Consider the following 17,294-nt stretch of genomic DNA (forward strand, 5'->3'; position numbering starts at 1 on the left):
CGGCTCGAACCACGGGGTCTGCGGCGTACCGCTCGGCCGCGGACCCCCGCGCGAAGTGAGAACGGGCAGGGGGCGCTGGCCAGACTTCTTCCACGCAAGGGGTTCGATCGCAATGACGACTGCAGACCTCTCCACATCCGTCCCCTTCAGGGAGGTGACGGACGCCAACGGCCGGACCTACCGGCTCGGCGAGAGCGACATCGACATCATGGGCCGCAAGCGCAAGTGGATGGTCATCCTGCCCTGGGTAGGCATGATGGGCATCAGCTCGGCCGAGTACGCCTTCGCGTCGGCGGAGGACACGCTGCACCACGCGCACAACTGGAACAGCGGTCACATCTACTGGATGATGACCGTCTGGGTGTTCTTCCAGGCCGCGGTCGCGATGCCCGCGGGCAGACTGCGCGAGACCGGCCGGCTGCCGGCCCGCTGGGCGATGATGCTCGGCGCGACGGGCACGCTCCTCGGTTACCTGTCACTGGCGTACGCACCGCACGTGATCTTCGCGTACATCGGCTTCAGCGTGTTCTCCGGCATGGGCGCGGGCATGGTGTACGCCACCTGCGTCAACATGGTCGGCAAGTGGTACCCGGAGCGCAGGGGCGGCAAGACCGGCTTCGTCAACGGCGGTTTCGCCTACGGTTCGGTGCCGTTCGTCTTCATCTTCACCGGGTTCATGGACATCACCAACTTCAGGTGGGTCCTGGTCTCCGCGGGTCTCTTCCTCGCCGCGCTCGTGGCCTGCGCCGGGTTCTTCTTCCGGGACCCGCCGAAGAACTGGTGGCCCGCCGAGGTCGACCCGCTCAACCCGCCGGCGGACCCTCGGGCCCGCCGGGCACTGGAGAAGAACCCGCCGGCCATGAAGCAGTACTCGCCGGGCGAGGCATGGCGGACCGGCCGCGTGGCGCTGATGTGGTGCTGCCTCGCCTGTACGTCCGGCGTGAACATCTTCGGGATCGCCTTCCAGGTCGACATCGGCCAGGACGCGGGCTTCGCCGCCGGGATCGTGGCCACCGCCATGTCGCTCAAGGCGATCGTCAACGGCACCGGACGGGGCGTCATCGGGTGGCTCTCCGACCTCTACGGCCGCAAGAAGTGCCTGCTCCACGTCTGCGTCATCCTGGGGCTCGCCCAGTTCGGCATCATCTGGTCGGCCGAGATGAAGAGCCTGCCGCTGTTCCTGTTCTTCTCCGCGGTCTCCGGCTTCGGCGGCGGCGCCATCTTCCCGATGTTCGCCGCGATGACGGCGGACTACTTCGGTGAGAACAACAACGCCACCAACTACGGCATGGTCTACAGCTCCAAGCTGGTCTCCGGGCTCGGGGCGGGGATGGGCTTCCTGGTCGTCGACGCCTGGGGGCTCAACGGCGCCTTCATCCTTGCGGGCAGCATCTCGTTCTTCGCGGGATTCCTGGCCCTGTTCCTCGCGGCACCCGGCCGCGACCGGAAGGGCAACCCACTGGTGAAGGCCGGGCCCGCACCGGTCATCCGGGAGACGGACTGATCGCATGCCCGTGGCACACGCGTGGGGCCCGGTTCCTGGAACCGGGCCCCACGCGTGTGTGCCCTCGGGCGTCAGTCGCCGCAGCGGCTCTCGCGGAGCGAGTGCAGGTGCTCGCTGGACTTGCGGGCGAAGGCGAGGGACTCGACCGGGTTGTCGTGCTCGGTCTGCCAGTGGTGGTAGGTGCGACCGAATGGGGTCTCCCCTGGTCGAGCGGAGCCGAGACCTTGGGGATGGGTGCGCGCGGTGACCCGGCTCAGGAAGTTCTTGTAGTCGATGTCGCCGTCACCGACGTCCGTCATGTCGTAGCCGTCGCGGGCTGCGTCGTTCCGGGTGCCGTCCTTGACGTGGAAGAGGGGGTAGCGGTCGGGCTGCTTGAGCACGTAGTCGATGGGGTTGAAGGGCGCCGGGGTGCCGTCCACCCGCTTGCCGAAGCGGAACTGGGCGCAGAACGCCCAGTAGATGTCCATCTCCAGGTAGACCAGGTCGGGGTCGGTCTCCGCGAGCAGGACGTCGTAGAGGCGCACCTTCGGCTTGTCGGTCGCGAAGGAGAACTCCTCCGCGTGGTTGTGCTGGTAGAACTTCATGCCGCGCTTGCGGGCCTCGGCGCCGTAGGTGTTGAAGTCCTCGGCGGCCCGCTTCCAGCCGTCGACGGTGGAGCCGTAACGGAAGGGGCCGGAGGCCGTGCCGATGTGCTTGAGGCCGAGGGCCTGTGCCTCGTCGAGGACCTTGGTGAGGTTCTGCGCGAAGGTGTAGGCGCCCGGGTTGTTGTCGTCGTAGTAGCCGACGTGGCTGCCGATGGGGTTGAGGCCGTGGTCCTTGGCCAGCCTCTTGAGCTGGGCGAGGGTGATGGCGCCGGCCGAGCCCTGGGTGTACCCGGCGAACTCGATCTCGTCGTAGCCGTACTTCTCCAGCTCGGCGAAGACGGGGGCGAAGCCGAGGGTGGAGACCTTGTCGCGGAGGCTGTACAGCTGGATGCCGAGGCGGCCGGGCGGCAGCACGGCGCGGCCCTTGCCGTGACCGTGGCCCTTCCCCGGGCCGTGGTCCTTGCCGTGGCCGCCGTCCTGGCTGGAGGCCTGCGCTGCTGCGCCGCTGAGGAGGGTCGCGGCCGTGGCTCCTGCGGCGACGCCCAGGACGTTGCGGCGGCTGAGCCTGCTCGCGAGCTCGGGGTCCTTCGGGGTGCGGCTCATGATCACAAATCTCCCTGTGAACGTGCGGGCGGGGCGGACTGCCGGTGCAGTCCGGCAAGCTGGAGGAGCAGGGACTTCACTTCGGTGGCCTGGACTCGGCCGTCGAAGGCATCGGGGGTGGAGCAGAGGATGAGCGGACCTTCGTCGTCGCTCGCGGGAAGTCGGCCGTGGCTGCCGCGGATGGGTGAGGGGTCGAGGGGGACGACCGCCATGCGGTAGCGCATGCCGAGCTTCTTGCGGGCCACCGCCGAGGCCGCCTTGACCCGGACGTAGGGGTCCTGGGGGTCCATGAAGAGTTCCACGGGGTCGTAGCCCGGTTTGCGGTGGATCTCGACGAGCTGCGCGAAGTCGGGTGCGCGGTCGTCGTCGAGCCAGTAGTAGTACGTGAACCAGGCGTCCTTCTCCGCGACGGCGACGAGTTCGCCGGAGCGGGGATGGTCGAGGTGGTGGGCCTTCTTGCCGTCGTCGTCGAGGAGCTCGGCGATCCCGGGAAGGTCCGCGAGGGCTTCGCGGGTGGCTTCCAGGTCCTCGGGCCGGCGCACGTAGACGTGGGCGAGCTGGTGGTCGGCGACGGCGAAGGCGCGGGAGGCCATCGGATCGAGGTACTCCATGCCGTCCTGGGTGTGGACCTCCAGCAGACCGGCGCGGCGCAGGGCGCGGTTGATGTCGACGGGCCGGTCGACCCGGGTGATGCCGTACTCGGAGAGCGCGACGACGGTGCGGCCGGCCGCCGCCGCGTCGTCGAGCAGGGGCGCCACGGCACGGTCGAGGTCGGCGGCGGCCCGGTGGGAGCGGGGGTCGTCGGGGCCGTAGCGCTGGAGGTCGTAGTCGAGGTGCGGGAGGTAGCAGAGGGCCAGGTCGGGGTTGCGGGTGGTGAGGACCTGCCGGGTGGCGTCGATGATCCACTGCGAGGAGACGAGGTCGGCGCCGGGGCCCCAGAAGTGGAAGAGGGGGAAGGTGCCGAGCTTCTCCGTCAGTTCGTCGTGCAGCTCCGGGGGCCTGGTGTAGCAGTCGGGTTCCTTGCGGCCGTCGGCGTAGTAGACCGGGCGGGGGGTGACGGTCCAGTCGGTGTCGGCGCCCATCGCGTACCACCAGCAGATGTTGGCGACGGTGTATCCGGGGTGGGCGCGCCGGGCGGCGTCCCAGAGTTTGTCCCCCTCGACGAGCCCGTTGTGCTGGCGCCACAGGAGGACGTCGCCGAGTTCGCGGAAGTACCAGCCGTTGGCGACGATGCCGTGTTCGGCGGGGGTGGTGCCGGTGAGGAAGGTGGACTGGGCGGCGCAGGTGACGGCGGGCAGCACCGTGGCCAGGGGCGCCTTCGATCCGGCCATCGCCCTGAGGTTCGGCATGTGCCCGAGGAGCTGCGGGGTGAGGCCGACGACGTCGAGGACGAGGAGCGGGGTGGGCGAGGTGCCGGGTGCTGTCATGGGAGCTCCTTCAGTCCGAGGTCGGCGAGGAGGTCGCGGGCGAGGGTGAGTTCGGCGGCGATCCCGTCGGCGAGCTGGGTTCGGGTGCGCGGGCGCAGTTCGGCGGGGAGCGCCTGCCAGGTGTACGTCTCGACCTCCAGGTGCCGGGTGAGGGGCGCGGGCCCGCCGACGAGCCGGTTCAGCACGGACCGGAGTACGGGGAGTGTGGAGGTGAGCGGAGGTGCGGGCGGAGCGTGCAGGGGGACGTGGAAGTGCGAGCGCCAGGGCGTCGCGTCGGGGAGCGCGCCGCCGGACACCGCCTCGTCGAGGTCGTCGGTCCCCCGGAGGCCGGCCGTGGTGAGGGTGCGTGTCTGGTGCAGGAAGCGCGGTTCGGCGAAGGCGCCCAGCGCGGCGCGCACCTCGGGCAGGTGCGGGTTCTCGGCGTGCAGGGCGGCGGAGAGCTGTGCCTTGGCGACGGTGATCCCGGCAGCGCGCAGGGCGTCCAGGGCGGTGTCCGGGTCCTCGAAGGAGGTGGCGAGGTGGCAGGTGTCGACGCAGATGCCGATGCGGTCGTGGCCCACCGCGGTGAGGGGGCCTATGGCGTCGGCGGTGGTCTCCACGGTGCAGCCCGGTTCGGGTTCGAGGCCGATCCTGATGGACTTGCCCGTCAGCTCGGCGAGGGCGTCGAGCCGCTGCGCGAGTGCGGTGAGCTGCTTCCGCGCCGTTCCGGCCGCCGAGGGATCGTCGGCGTACGGGGTGCGCCAGGCGATGGGCAGGGTGGAGACGGTGCCTTCGGTGACGTCGTCGGGGAGCAGGGCGGCGAGCAGCCGGGCCAGGTCGGTGGTGTGGGACAGCCGCTCGGGGTCGGTCCAGTCCGGTGTGTAGACGCGGTACTTGACCTCCTGCGCTCCGAAGCCCTCGTAGGGGAAGCCGTTGAGGGTGACCACTTCGAGGCCGCGGTGTTCGAGCTCGCCGCGCAGGGAGCGCAGCGCGGCGGGGTCGTTGATGAGGGCGCGGGCGGCGTCCCTGGCGAGCCAGAGGCCGATGCCGAGGCGGTCCCGTCCGAGCCGTCTTCGGACGGGTTCGCAGTGGTCGCGCAGCTGGGCGCGTACGCCTTCGAGGGTCTCGGCGGGGTGCACGTTGGTGCAGTACGCGAGGTGGACGGTGGAGCCGTCGGGGTGGCGGAAGCGCATGGTCACTCCCCGCCGCGGAGGATGGAGTTGCCCTCGTGGAGCGGGCCGGGGGCGGCGATGTCGAGCTGGAGCCGGCCGCTCTGTCCGTAGAAGGCGACGGGGTTGCGCCAGAGCACCTTGTCGACGTCGTCCTCGTCGAATCCGGCCTTCAGCATGGTGTCGGCGACCTTGCGGGTCTTCAGCGGGTCGCTCTTTCCCCAGTCGGCGGCCGAGTTGACGAGGATCCGGTCGGTGCCGTGGTTCCGCAGGACCGTGATCATGCGGTCCTCGTCCATCTTTGTGTCCGGGTAGATGGAGAACCCGGCCCAGCATCCGCTGTCGAGGGCGTCCCGCACAGTCGTCTCGTTGAGGTGGTCGAGGAGGACCAGTTCCGGGGCGAGGTCGGATTCGCGGACGACGTCGATGGTGCGGTGCAGCCCGGCGAGTTTGTCGCGGTGCGGGGTGTGCACGAGCGCGGGCAGTCCGTGGTCGGCGGCGAGCTGCAGCTGGGTGGCGAGGGCGGTGTCCTCGGCGGGGGTCATCGAGTCGTAGCCGATCTCGCCGACGGCGACGACGGAGTCCTTGACGAGGTAGCGGGGCAGGGCGTCCAGGACGGGGGTGCAGCGGGGGTCGTTGGCCTCCTTCGGGTTGAGGGCGAGGGTGCAGTGGTGGGCGATGCCGTACTGGGAGGCACGGAAGGGTTCCCAGCCGAGGAGTGCGTCGAAGTAGTCGAAGAAGCTGGCGGGAGAGGTGCGGGGCTGGCCGAGCCAGAAGGAGGGTTCGACGAGGGCGCGGACCCCTGAGTCGTACATCGCCTGGTAGTCGTCCGTGGTGCGGGAGGTCATGTGGATGTGGGGGTCGAAGATCCTCATCGGGCTTCCTCCGTGGACGTGGGGGCGGGGGCGGGCGCCGGGGCCGTGAGTTCCAGGACGGTCCGCAGTCCGGCGGGTACGGGGCGTCCCGCCGCTGTGCGTTCCGTGGCGAAGTCGCCGAGCATGCGGGCCAGTTCGGCGTCACCGCGGGCCCGCTCCGCCAGCCGGTCGAGGGCTTGGACCGGGACCTCGGTGAAGAGGCACTTGAGGACGGCGTGGCGCCAGCCGTGCGCGTCGAGGTGGGCGGCGCCGTAGGGGCCGACGGCGGCGGCGACCAGCCGCGTGTCGTTGGTGCGCAGGGCGTCCTCGACGAGCGGGAGGGCGGTGGCGCCGAGGTCGAGCCGGTGCAGGGTGAGGAGGACGGCCCGGCGTTCGGCGGCGGTGCCCTGCTCGTAGAGCCTCGTCACGGCGGGCAGCGCCGGCCGGGCCTCGACCAGCAGCAGCGCGCGTACGGAGTCGGCGTGTTCGAGTCCGCAGTGTCTGCCCGCAGAGGCGAACCGCAGTTCCCAGGGCGGGTTGCCGCTGTCGGTGCCGGGGTGGGCCGCGGCGTGGGCGGCCTCGGCGAGCGCTTCGTCGAGCCAGGCTCTGGCCGCCCCGCCGAGCAGGTCGTCGAGTTCCTTGCGGCTGGTCAGCACGGTGCGGCTCCGTCCGTCGTCCCGGCGGCCCGGCGCAGGAAATCCAAGGAGGTGCGGGCCAGTTCCGGGCCCGCGTGGGAGTGCCGGGGCAGTTCGACGACGGTCAGGCCGTCGTATCCGGTGGAGGCGAGCGCTTCGAGCACCGGCGGGAAGTCGATCTCGCCGTCACCGAACGGCAGGTGTTCGTGGACACCTCGGCGCATGTCCTCGATCTGGACGTGGCGCAGCCAGGGGCCGGCCTCCTTCACGCAGTCGGGGGGTGAGGCGGGCTCCAGGCACTGGCAGTGGCCGATGTCGAGGGTGAGCCCGAGGGGGCCCGGGTCTCCGAGGAGGGTGCGGAGGTGGTGGAAGTCGGCCAGCGTGGAGAGGAGATGGCCGGGCTCGGGTTCTACGGCGAGGGGGATGCCCGCGCGGTCGGCGGCCTCCAGCACGGGGGTGAGCGCGCCGGTCAGACGCTGCCAGGCGGTGTCCGGCGCGGTGTCCGGCGGCGTGATGCCGCTGAAGCAGTGCACGGCGTGGGCACCGAGGTCGGCGGCGACCTCGACGGCCCGGACGAGCAGTGCTGTGCGGGCGGCACGGCCGTCGGGGTCGGGGTCGAGGAGGGACGGGCCGTGTTTGCGGCGGGGGTCGAGGACGTAGCGCGCTCCGGTCTCGACGGTGACGCCGAGCCCCAGACCGGCCAGTCTGCGGGCCACCTGTCGGGTGCGTGCGGCCAGGTCCGGTGCCAGGGGGTCCAGGTGCATGTGGTCGAGGGTCAGGCCGACCCCGTCGTAGCCGAGGTCGGCGAGGAGGCCGAGGGCGTCGTCCAGCCGGAGGTCGGTCAGTCCGTTGGTGCCGTAACCGAGGCGGAGGGTCATGTGGGGCTCACCTTCCGGGAGAGCGCCCGGGCGAGGGGGACGAGCCCCATGGCCGCGAGCCCGACGAGGGGTGCCCCGGCCCGCGCCGCGAGCGCGGCCTGCAGCGGGATCATCGCCCGGATGCCACCTCCGACGGCGCGCTGGGTGAGGGGCGGGGAGGGGTTGAGGGCGGCGTGGAGGAGGGGGACGCCGGAGGTACGGAGGTACGCGGCGGCGAAGGCGGGGAGCAGCAGCCTGCCGGTGGCCGGCACCGGTGGTGGCTCCCCCTCCGCGGGGCGCCCGCGCAGGACGGCGGTCCCGATCGCGGTGACTCCGGCGAGCGCCGCCAGCGGCGCGGCGGTGTGGCCGCCCTGGACCTCGTGCCGGGAGACGGCGGTCACGGCGTAGGTGTGCGCGCCGAGCGCGAGGGCGGCGGGAAGCGCGGCGGCCGGTGTGCGGGCACCGGTGGGCCGGGAGGCGGCGTGGGCGCCGGTGGGCCGGGAGGCGGCGGCCGAGGTCCCGGACGTCGCCGTCGCACCGAGCAGCAGGTCCAGGGTGCGGGCCGAGGCCATCGCGGCCGGTCCCAGCCTCGTGTGCTTGAGGCGCAGGTCGTAGGCCCAGACCGTGGCCGCGAGCCCGGACGCCACGGCCAGGGCGGGCCGGCAGGCGCGGGCGGCGAGGGCCAGACCTGCCGCCGTCAGTGCGCCCGCCGCGGCCAGTGCGGCCCCCGGCGCGACCCGCCCCGAGGGGATCGGGCGGTGCGGGCGGTCGACGGCGTCCTCCTCGCGGTCGGCCCAGTCGTTGAGGGCCATGCCCGCCTCGTACAGGCACAGCGACGCGCCCACGGCGAGTGCGGTGCCCCGGCCGGGACGGCGCCCGGTGGCCGCTGCGCCGGCGAGCGCGTCACCGGGCACGGTGAACAGCGCTGACACGCGCAGCAGTTCGGCCCAGGCGCGCAGGCGGGCGCGGGTGCGGGGCCTGTCCGGTGCGGGCGCAGTCCCGCCCGCACCGGACAGGCTGTCCTGGGGGACGCGTACCGGGCCGGCGCCGGTGCGCGGTGCGGTGCCCAGCAGCCGGGGGGAGCCGGTGAGGGCCGCGAGCAGCCGGAGGGGCCTCATCGGGCCGCCCGCAGGCGTTCGGCGAAGGCCAGCAGTTCCTGGAACTGCTCGGGCAGTCCGGCCGGGCCGCCGTCGGGGTCCTTGAAGTAGAAGCCGAGTTCGGGCCGCGGCCCGGTCAGTCCGCTCTCGTGGGCGCGGGCCAGGAGACGGGCCAGGTCCAGTACCAGCGGTGCGGCGAGGGCGGAGTCGCAGCCCTGCCAGATCGTCTGGAGGATCATGCGGGAGCCCAGGAAACCGTCGAAGGCGATGTGGTCCCACGCCGTCTTCCAGTCCCCCATCGCCGGTACGTCGTCGATGTGGACCTCGCCCTCCGGCGCGGATCCGAGGGTGTCGGCGAGTACGCGTTCCTTGCCCGCGTTCTTGGCGGCCGCCGCGGCCGGGTCGGCCAGCGCCGCCCCGTCCCCGCCGCCCAGGAGGTTCGTGCCCGACCAGGCGCGCACGGGCAGTGCGCGCTGGACGAACATCGGGGCGAGCACGGAACGCAGCAGTGTCTGGCCCGTCTTGCCGTCGCGTCCGGCGTGGGGCAGTCCGCAGGAGTCGACGGCTTCCCGCAGGTGCGGGCTGCGCAGCCCGGTGGACGGGGTGAAGTTGACGTACGGGCAGCCCGCGCGGAGCGCGGCCGCCGCGTAGAGGGAGCTGGCGGGCAGCCGGGAGTCGTCCTCGCCGGGGGCGGGTTCCGTCGAGGCCACGTTGATGACGACCGTACGGGCGAGCTCGTGACGTCGGGAGAAGTCCTGGATGTCCGCGGCGAAGGCCGCGACGAGTTCCTCGTCGGTGCGGGTGTCGCCGGGGAGCGGTCCGCCGGGGCGTATCTCCTCGTCGGCTGCGGTGAGTTCGGACTGTACGGCCGAGGGGAGGCCGTGCGGGAGCACTCCCCCGGCCGCGAGGGCCTCGGCACGCTTGGGCAGCGGGCAGTCGAGGGTGTCGTGGCCCCCGAAGACGAGGGAGGTCAGCGGCGGCAGCCCGGTGCCGTTGAACGGTGGCGTCTCGGTGACCATGCCGGTCGGCGGGTGGAGCCCTGCCGCGACGGCCGCGCACCCCGCGGTGGCGGTGGTGGCGACGGAGCCGCGTGCTCCGATGAACCAGACTCCGGTACGAGCGGCGTGTGCGGTCACGGGCTGCCTCCCAGGGGGGATGAAGAGGGGTGGTGGGCGGCGGGCGGGGAAGATTCGTGCTTCCCCGCCCGCCGCGTCGCAGGAGGTTGCCGCCCTACGTGGAGGGCAGCTCCTTCAGCTGGATGTCGCGGAACGACACCTGGTCGTCGGCTCCGTGGTTCTGGAGACCGATGTAGCCGTCCCTGAGGCTGCGGACGGGGTCGGTGTTGGTGAAGTCGTTGATCTTCACGCCGTTGAGGAAGACCCGGAGCCGCTCGCCCTGGACCTTGATCTCGTAGCTGTTCCACTGGCCGGGCGGACGCAGGACACGGTCACGGGCCTTGATGTCCGCGGACTTGAAGGTGTAGACGGCGCCGGTCGTGCGGTCGGCGGCGTCCGTCGCGTCGATCTGGATCTCGTAGCCGTTGTTCACCGCGGACCACGGGTCGTCGGACTCGGGGAAGCCGACGAAGACGCCGGAGTTGTCGTCGCCCTCCATCTTCCAGTCGAGCTTCAGGGAGTAGGACTTCAGCTCCTTGGCCTGGTAGGTCAGCAGGCCCATGCCGCCCTCGGTGCGCAGCTCACCGTCGACGACGGCGAACTTCCCGGGGCCGGCCTGCTTCCAGCCTTCGAGCGTCTTGCCGTTGAAGATCGACCGGTAGCCGGTGTCCGGCTTGCAGTCGGCCTTCACCTGTCCGGCGGCGTAGCGCAGACCGCCCAGCAGGTGCTGGCGGAAGGCCGGTTCGGCGTAGGACTCCTTGGTGTGGCCGAGGCCGGTGTAGAAGGAGCGGCCGCCCTGGTACGCCTGGCACCAGGAGATCGGGTGGTCGCCCTTCATGGTGCCGCCGGTGTAGGTGGTCTCGTCCAGGGTGGCGAGGACCTGGGCCTTGTCCCGGGGGTTGGAGCGGTAGTTGTACCACTCGTCGGTACGGTCCCAGGCCTCGTCCAGGTGCGCGGTCGCCGGGTGGTCGTGGTTCTCCACGCGGACGGTCGCGGGCTGGATCTGCGGGTGGGAGTCGAAGTAGGCCCCGACGAGGCCGCCGTAGAACTCCCAGTCGTACTCGGTGTCGGCTGCGGCGTGGACGCCCATGTAGCCGCCGCCGGTGGACACGAAGTTCTCGAACGCCTTCTTCTGGTCGGCGTTCAGGACGTTCCCGGTGGTCGAGAGGAAGACGACGGCGTCGTAGCGGGCCAGGTTGCTGGTGGTGAACTGGGCGGCCTCCTCGGTGGAGTCGACCGTGATGTTGGTGTCCTTGCCGAGTTCCTTCAGCGCGGCGACGCCCTCGGGGATCGAGTCGTGCCGGAACCCGCCCGTTCTGGAGAACACGAGGACGCGCTTCGCGGTGCGGTCGACCGGGCTGTTCGAGAGCTCGAAGTCGTCCACGTCGTACAGGGCTCCGGCTCCTCCCTTGAAGACGAGGAAGAGTTCCGTGGCCTTCTTCGGCGCTCCGCGCAGCGGCACGTCGATGTCCTGGAACGTGTCCCAGCTGCCGGTCACCGGGACGGGCGCGGAGCCGAGGATCTTGCCGGTGGGCGACCCGGCCCGCACTTCGAGGAACCCTCCGGCGCCGGCCGACGAGGTACGGGCGGTGAGCTTCGTGGAGCCGTCGAGGATGTACGGGGTGAAGGAGATCCAGTCGCCGTTGTCGATGTCGCCGACGGTCCGGCCGCCGTGCGCGCTGGTCTTGCTCGGGGTGGTGATGCCGGAGGAGTCGTCGAAGTGCTCCGCCTGGCGGTGGCGCGGCTGGAGCTTCGCCCCGTCACGGCCGGTCAGTGCGGCCTGTCCGCCGCCGCCACCGTCGGTGTAGGACGCGGAGATCCCGCCGTAGATGTTGGCGTTCGGGTCGTGGCCGCCCTCCATGGCGGTCTTGATGGTGCCTTCGCAGCCGTGCTCGGTGGTGATGTCGTGGCCGTGGCTGTCGTGGCCCAGGGTGAACTTGACCTCGACCTTCGAGCAGTCGATCGTCCCGTCCTCGGGGTCGGTGACGGTCACCTCGAAGGGCACCTCGTCGCCGAACTCGAAGGGCCTGCCGTCGGCCGGTGCCCGCAGCACGACGGTGGGCGCCGTGTTGCCGACGGTGACGTGCACGCTCGCCGATCCCGTGCGGCCCGTGGGGTCCTCGACGGTCAGGGTGGCGACGTAGGTGCCGTTCTTCTTGTACGTGTACGTGGGGTCGGCGGTCGTGGACGTGCCACCGTCACCGAAGTCCCAGGCGTACGTCAGGGCGTCCCCGTCACCGTCGGAGGTGCCGGCGGAGGAGAACTTCAGCTTGAGCGGTGCGACACCGGACGTCTTGTTCACCGAGGCCTCGGCGATGGGCGAGCGGCCGCCGGTGGCGTTCTCGATGCGGTACAGGGCCGAGTGTTCGTCACCGCCGAACCAGGAGAGGCCGTAGTCCAGGACGTAGAGCGCCCCGTCGGGTCCGAAGGCCATGTCCATGACCTGCGTGCCGGTCCACGGGATGTCGTTGATCGACTGGACGGCACCGTCGGTGTCCTGCTCGACGCGCTTGATCCACTGCCGGCCGAACTCTCCGGCGAAGAAGTCGCCGTCGTACTCCTCGGGGAACTTCACCGGCGAGTCGAGGTCCGCGTCGTAGTGGTAGACGGGTCCGCCCATCGGGGACTCCGAGCCGGTGCCGAACTCGGGCACCGAGGCACCGTCGTACGGGATCCACGCGGCCTGCGCGGGCGGCAGGTCGACGAGGCCGGTGTTGTGCGCCGACTCGTTCTTCGGGGCCGCGCAGTCGAAGGCCGGTCCGGACGTCTTCGTCGCGAAGTCGTAGTCGCGGAAGGGGTCGTTGGCGCCGGTGCAGAACGGCCAGCCGAAGTTGCCGGCCTCGGTGACCCGGGCGAACTCCACCTGTCCGGCCGGCCCGCGGTTCGGGTCGGCCGCGCCGGCGTCCGGGCCGTAGTCACCCACGTAGAGGATGCCGGTGGCCTTGTCGACGCTGAAGCGGAACGGGTTGCGGAAGCCCATCGCGTAGATCTCGGGACGGGTCCTGTCGGTGCCGGGCGCGAAGAGGTTGCCTTCCGGCACGGTGTAGGAGCCGTCGTCGGCGACCTTGATGCGCAGGACCTTGCCGCGCAGGTCGTTGGTGTTGCCGGCGGTGCGTCGGGCGTCGAACGCCGGGTTGCGGTCCGGGCGGTCGTCGATCGGCGTGAACCCGTCGGAGGCGAAGGGGTTGGAGTCGTCACCCGTCGAGAGGTAGAGGTTGCCCTGTGCGTCGAAGTCGATGTCTCCGCCGACGTGGCAGCACATGCCGCGCGTGGCCGGGATGTCGAGGACCTTCTTCTCGCTGGCGTTGTCGAGGGTCCCGTCCTCCTTGAGCACGAAGCGGGAGAGCCGGTTCACACCGTCGAACTTCGCGAAGTCGGCGGCGGTGCCGTTCTCCGGGGCGTCGCCGGCCGGGGTGTCCAGCGGAGGCGCGTAGTATAGGTAGATCGCCCGGTTCTCGGCGAAGTCCGGGTCGATCCCGACGCCCTGGAGACCTTCCTCGTCGTGCGAGTAGACGGGGACGGTGCCCGAGACGCGAGTGTTGCCGGAGCTGTCCGTGATCCGCAGCTCGCCGCTGCGGGCCGTGTGCAGCACGCTGCGGTCGGGCAGCACCGCCAGCGACATGGGTTCGCCGGTCTCGGCCGCCCCCTTGGCGAGGGTGACCTGCTGGAAGTCTTCGGCGGCGTCCTGCGCGGCCGCGGCGTGAGAGGCGTCGGCGGTGGCCGCGGGCGAGGAGCCGAGGGTGAGGGTCGCGGCGGCGAGCAGTCCGCCGGTGAAGAGGGCGAGTGTCTTACGGGCGCGGAGCCGTCTGCTGCTTCTGTGCACGTGCGTCCTCCGGAGTGTGCCGGTTGTTCGGGCGGGTGAGGTCTGCCGATCCGCGCGGGGACTGCCGCGCTCGTCACCGGGGGCGTGGGGGACCCGGTGACGCGAGTCATGTCGTGTACACGTATGGGACGGTAGCTGCGTTCGTCCGGTACGAAAAGCCCTTGCGCAGGGACTGGGTCGAACTTCCGCCGAGGCCAGGACAAAGCCGGTTCAGGGCACGGCTGACCGGCCCCTGGAGTCCTCTCACGGACACCACGGGGCCAGGTCGCCCGCCGTTGGCGACGGAGGAGCGGGGCCCGGGCCCCGCTGCCGGCTAGTTGCCCCCGCCGAACGCCGCGTCGAACGACGCGCTCGGCGGGTCGAAGTCGAACCGCTTCAGCGAGGCCAGCGCCTCCGGCGCCCCCGTGAGCCGGTCCATGCCGGCGTCCTCCCACTCCACGGAGACCGGGCCCTCGTAACCGATGGACCGCAGCATCCGGAAGACGTCCTCCCAGGGCACGTCACCGTGCCCCGCCGAGACGAAGTCCCAGCCGCGCCGCGGGTCGCCCCACGGCAGGTGGGAGCCGAGGCGCCCGTTGCGCCCGTCGAGGCGCTTGCGGGCCTCCTTGCAGTCCACGTGGTAGATCCGGTCCCGGAAGTCGTACAGGAACCCGACGGGGTCGAGGTCCTGCCAGACGAAGTGGCTCGGGTCGAAGTTCAGCCCGAACGCGGGCCGGTGGCCGACGGCCTCCAGGGCGCGGTGCGTGGTCCAGTAGTCGTACGCGATCTCGCTCGGGTGCACCTCGTGGGCGAAGCGCACCCCCTCGGCGTCGAAGACGTCCAGGATCGGGTTCCACCGCTCCGCGAAGTCCTCGTAGCCGCGCTCGATCATGTGCGGCGGGACCGGCGGGAACATGGCGACCAGGTGCCAGATCGAGGACCCGGTGAAGCCGATGACCGTGTCGACCCCGAAGGCGGCGGCCGCGCGGGCGGTGTTCTTGATCTCCTCAGCCGCCCTCCGGCGTACGCCCTCGGGCTCCCCGTCCCCCCAGATGCGGGCCGGCACGATGCCCTGGTGGCGCTCGTCGATCGGGCTGTCGCAGACCGCCTGGCCCACCAGGTGGTTGGAGACCGCCCAGCACTTGAGGCCGTACTTGTCGAGGAGCTGTCGCCGCCCGTCGACGTACCCGGGGTCGGACAGGGCCTTGTCGACCTCGAAGTGATCGCCCCAGCAGGCGAGTTCGAGTCCGTCGTAGCCGAAGTCCCGGGCGAGCCGGCAGACCTCCTCCAGTGGCAGGTCGGCCCACTGGCCGGTGAAGAGAGTGAAGGGACGGGGCATGCGCGGAACCTCCTAGAAGGGGACCGGGGTGTGTACGGAGTTCTTGGCGGCGCTCTCCTCGACTGCGGCGAGCACCCGCTGGACCTGGAGCCCGTCGGCGAACGAGGGCACCGGGGCACGGCCCTCGACGATCGTGCGCACCACGTCACGGGCCTGGTGGACGAAGGTGTGCTCGTAGCCCAGGCCGTGGCCCGGCGGCCACCACGCCTCCAGGTAGGGGTGCTGGGGTTCCGTGACGAGGATCCGGCGGAAGCCCGCGCTGGTGGCGGGTTCCGTGTGGTCGTGGAAGGAGAGTTCGTTGAGGCGCTCCAGGTCGAAGGCGATCGACCCCAGCTCCCCGTTGATCTCCAGGCGCAGGGCGTTCTTGCGTCCCGCCGCCATCCTGGTCGCCTCGAAGGAGGCCAGGGCTCCCGACGCCATCCGTCCGGTGAACAGCGTGGCGTCGTCGACGGTGACCGCCCCCCGTGCGGCACCGTCCGCCGAGCCCGGGAGCCCGGCTGCCGCGCCGACGAGCACGGGCCTCTCGCGTACGAAGGTCTCGCTCACCGCCGACACCCCGACCAGCGGTTCCCCGGCCAGGTACTGGGCGAGGTCGACGATGTGCGCCCCCAGGTCCCCCAGCGCGCCCGATCCGGCGCGTTCGCGCTCCAGCCGCCAGGTCAACGGCGACTCCGGATCGACGAGCCAGTCCTGGAGGTAGGTGGCCCGGACGTGCCGCAGCCTCCCGAGCCTCCCCTCCTCGATCATCGCGCGGGCGTGGGTGAGGGCCGGCACCTTGCGGTAGTTGAAGCCCACGATCGCCACCTGGCCGCGGGCCGCCGCCCGTTCCGCGGCCTCCGCCATGGCCTCGGCCTCGGCGACCGTGTTGGCGAGCGGCTTCTCGCACAGCACGTGCTTGCCCGCTTCGAGGGCGGCGATGGCGATCTCCGCATGGCTGTCGCCCGGGGTGCAGATGTCGACCAGCTGCACGTCGTCCCGGGCGATCAGGGCGCGCCAGTCCGTCTCCGCCGCCGCCCACCCGTGCCGGGCGGCGGCGGCCTCGACGGACGTGCGGTCGCGTCCGCAGATCGCGGCCAGAGCGGGTCTCACCGGCATGTCGAAGACGTGTCCCGCGGTGCGCCACCCCTGGGAGTGGGCGGCGCCCATGAACGCGTATCCGACCATGCCGACGCCGAGTGTCGCCGTCGGCGGCGGTGCCCCGGTCTCCTGCTCGGTCTCTTCCCTACGGGCCATGCGGACTTCCTCCTCGTCGGTGGTTCGGTGGCGGCGGTGGTGCCGGCTCAGCTGAAGCCCGTCGGCAGGTACTGGTCGATGTTCTCCTTCGTGACCACGGCCGAGTACAGGGTCAGCGAGGTCGGGATCTCCATCTCGGCCAGTCCCGCGACACCCTTGCTCTGGCCGAGGGCACGGGCCAGGTCGATCGCGGACGCGGCCATCGTGGGCGGGTAGAGCACGGTGGCCTTCAGGACGCTGTCGTCGGCCTTGATGGCGTCCATGGCGGACTTCGCGCCCGCCCCGCCGACCATGATGAACTCGTCGCGGCCGGCCTGCTGGATGGCCCGCAGGGCGCCCACGCCCTGGTCGTCGTCGTGGTTCCACAGGGCGTCGAACTGCTTCTGCGCCTGGAGGAGCTGCGCCATCTTGGCCTGGCCCGACTCCACGGTGAAGTCGGCCGCCTGACGGGCCACCAGCTTGATGTTGGAGTAGTTCTTCAGCGCGTCGGCGAAGCCCTGGCTGCGCTGCTTGGTGAGTTCCAGGTTGTCGATGCCGGCGAGCTCGACGACCTTGGCGTCCGCCTTGTCCTTGAGCTGCTCGCCGATGTAGTGCCCGGCGTTGAGTCCCATGCCGTAGTTGTCCCCGCCGACCCAGCAGCGGTAGGCCTGCGGCGAGGCGAAGACGCGGTCCAGGTTGACGACCGGGATGCCGGCCCTCATGGCCTCCAGGCCGACCTGGGTGAGCGCCTTGCCGTCGGCGGGGAGGACGACGAGCACGTCGACCTTCTTGTTGATGAGGGTCTTGACCTGGCCGATCTGGGCGGCGGTGTCGTTGGATCCCTCGGTGATCTCCAGGGTCACCTCGGAGTACTTCTCGGCCCGCGACTTGGCGTTGACGTTGATCGCGTTCAGCCAGCCGTGGTCGGCCTGGGGGCCGGCGAAGCCGATGGTGACGGGCGTTCCCGGCTTGTCGTCGGCGGCGGGCTGATTGCTCTGCGCGGCCGCCTTCTCCTTGGGCTCGTTGCTGGTACAGGCGGTGAGGAAGGCTCCCGCGGAGACGGCCGCGGTGCCGAAGAGCAGTCCTCTGCGGCTGGTTTCTGGCATGGCTGTCAAAC

13 protein-coding genes are annotated in these 17,294 nt (G+C 71.3%); 1 reads left to right on the top strand and 12 read right to left on the bottom strand.

Going from position 1 to position 17,294, the window contains the following annotated elements:
• Positions 1-112 precede the first annotated feature (112 nt).
• Positions 113-1,504 carry an OFA family MFS transporter gene (locus P8A20_RS04430; protein ID WP_147960290.1) on the top strand — a complete coding sequence of 464 codons (1,392 nt, stop codon included), beginning with the start codon at positions 113-115 and terminating at the stop codon, positions 1,502-1,504.
• A 71-nt stretch (positions 1,505-1,575) separates the two neighbouring features.
• Here the strand turns inward: P8A20_RS04430 and P8A20_RS04435 are convergent, their stop codons facing one another.
• From P8A20_RS04435 to P8A20_RS04490, 12 genes are all read right to left on the bottom strand, one after another.
• Positions 1,576-2,691, bottom strand: coding sequence for a sugar phosphate isomerase/epimerase family protein (locus P8A20_RS04435; RefSeq protein ID WP_147960289.1), 1,116 nt, complete (start codon positions 2,689-2,691; stop codon positions 1,576-1,578).
• A gap of 2 nt (positions 2,692-2,693) precedes the next feature.
• A complete protein-coding gene (locus P8A20_RS04440; protein ID WP_306102900.1) occupies positions 2,694-4,118 on the bottom strand; it encodes an alkaline phosphatase family protein in 1,425 nt (474 codons plus the stop codon).
• Positions 4,115-5,290 carry a metabolite traffic protein EboE gene (gene eboE, locus P8A20_RS04445; RefSeq protein WP_147960287.1) on the bottom strand — a complete coding sequence of 392 codons (1,176 nt, stop codon included), beginning with the start codon at positions 5,288-5,290 and terminating at the stop codon, positions 4,115-4,117. The genes P8A20_RS04440 and eboE overlap by 4 nt, the downstream gene beginning before the upstream one ends.
• A gap of 2 nt (positions 5,291-5,292) precedes the next feature.
• Entirely contained in the window at positions 5,293-6,141 is an 849-nt protein-coding gene (locus P8A20_RS04450) for a TatD family hydrolase (RefSeq protein WP_147960286.1), read from the bottom strand.
• Positions 6,138-6,776, bottom strand: a complete 639-nt coding sequence (locus tag P8A20_RS04455) for an EboA domain-containing protein (RefSeq protein ID WP_147960285.1) — start codon at positions 6,774-6,776, stop codon at positions 6,138-6,140. Before P8A20_RS04455 ends, P8A20_RS04450 begins: the two co-directional genes overlap by 4 nt.
• Positions 6,770-7,633, bottom strand: a complete 864-nt coding sequence (locus tag P8A20_RS04460; RefSeq protein ID WP_147960284.1) for a sugar phosphate isomerase/epimerase family protein — start codon at positions 7,631-7,633, stop codon at positions 6,770-6,772. The genes P8A20_RS04455 and P8A20_RS04460 overlap by 7 nt, the downstream gene beginning before the upstream one ends.
• The gene (locus tag P8A20_RS04465; protein ID WP_306102901.1) at positions 7,630-8,730 is read right to left on the bottom strand and encodes an SCO3242 family prenyltransferase; all 1,101 of its coding nucleotides are present in this window, start codon (positions 8,728-8,730) and stop codon (positions 7,630-7,632) included. Before P8A20_RS04465 ends, P8A20_RS04460 begins: the two co-directional genes overlap by 4 nt.
• Positions 8,727-9,845, bottom strand: a complete 1,119-nt coding sequence (locus P8A20_RS04470) for an inositol-3-phosphate synthase (protein WP_147960283.1) — start codon at positions 9,843-9,845, stop codon at positions 8,727-8,729. Before P8A20_RS04470 ends, P8A20_RS04465 begins: the two co-directional genes overlap by 4 nt.
• Before the next feature lie 94 nt (positions 9,846-9,939).
• Entirely contained in the window at positions 9,940-13,647 is a 3,708-nt protein-coding gene (locus P8A20_RS04475; RefSeq protein WP_306102902.1) for a ThuA domain-containing protein, read from the bottom strand.
• A gap of 313 nt (positions 13,648-13,960) precedes the next feature.
• A complete protein-coding gene (locus P8A20_RS04480; RefSeq protein WP_306102903.1) occupies positions 13,961-14,965 on the bottom strand; it encodes a sugar phosphate isomerase/epimerase family protein in 1,005 nt (334 codons plus the stop codon).
• A 12-nt stretch (positions 14,966-14,977) separates the two neighbouring features.
• The gene (locus tag P8A20_RS04485; protein ID WP_306102905.1) at positions 14,978-16,198 is read right to left on the bottom strand and encodes a Gfo/Idh/MocA family protein; all 1,221 of its coding nucleotides are present in this window, start codon (positions 16,196-16,198) and stop codon (positions 14,978-14,980) included.
• 47 nt (positions 16,199-16,245) lie between these two features.
• Positions 16,246-17,283, bottom strand: coding sequence for a substrate-binding domain-containing protein (locus P8A20_RS04490; protein ID WP_306102906.1), 1,038 nt, complete (start codon positions 17,281-17,283; stop codon positions 16,246-16,248).
• Positions 17,284-17,294 lie beyond the last annotated feature (11 nt).

Source organism: Streptomyces sp. Alt3, assembly GCF_030719215.1.
Taxonomy (GTDB): Bacteria; Actinomycetota; Actinomycetes; order Streptomycetales; family Streptomycetaceae; genus Streptomyces; species Streptomyces glycanivorans.

What these genes read in the sequence shown, in the direction of transcription:
- P8A20_RS04430 (WP_147960290.1), top strand. Translation starts at nt 113, where the DNA reads ATGACGACTGCAGACCTCTCCACATCCGTCCCCTTCAGGGAGGTGACG.
- P8A20_RS04435 (WP_147960289.1), bottom strand. Translation starts at nt 2,691, where the DNA reads ATGAGCCGCACCCCGAAGGACCCCGAGCTCGCGAGCAGGCTCAGCCGC.
- P8A20_RS04440 (WP_306102900.1), bottom strand. Translation starts at nt 4,118, where the DNA reads ATGACAGCACCCGGCACCTCGCCCACCCCGCTCCTCGTCCTCGACGTC.
- eboE (WP_147960287.1), bottom strand. Translation starts at nt 5,290, where the DNA reads ATGCGCTTCCGCCACCCCGACGGCTCCACCGTCCACCTCGCGTACTGC.
- P8A20_RS04450 (WP_147960286.1), bottom strand. Translation starts at nt 6,141, where the DNA reads ATGAGGATCTTCGACCCCCACATCCACATGACCTCCCGCACCACGGAC.
- P8A20_RS04460 (WP_147960284.1), bottom strand. Translation starts at nt 7,633, where the DNA reads ATGACCCTCCGCCTCGGTTACGGCACCAACGGACTGACCGACCTCCGG.
- P8A20_RS04465 (WP_306102901.1), bottom strand. Translation starts at nt 8,730, where the DNA reads ATGAGGCCCCTCCGGCTGCTCGCGGCCCTCACCGGCTCCCCCCGGCTG.
- P8A20_RS04480 (WP_306102903.1), bottom strand. Translation starts at nt 14,965, where the DNA reads ATGCCCCGTCCCTTCACTCTCTTCACCGGCCAGTGGGCCGACCTGCCA.
- P8A20_RS04485 (WP_306102905.1), bottom strand. Translation starts at nt 16,198, where the DNA reads ATGGCCCGTAGGGAAGAGACCGAGCAGGAGACCGGGGCACCGCCGCCG.
- P8A20_RS04490 (WP_306102906.1), bottom strand. Translation starts at nt 17,283, where the DNA reads ATGCCAGAAACCAGCCGCAGAGGACTGCTCTTCGGCACCGCGGCCGTC.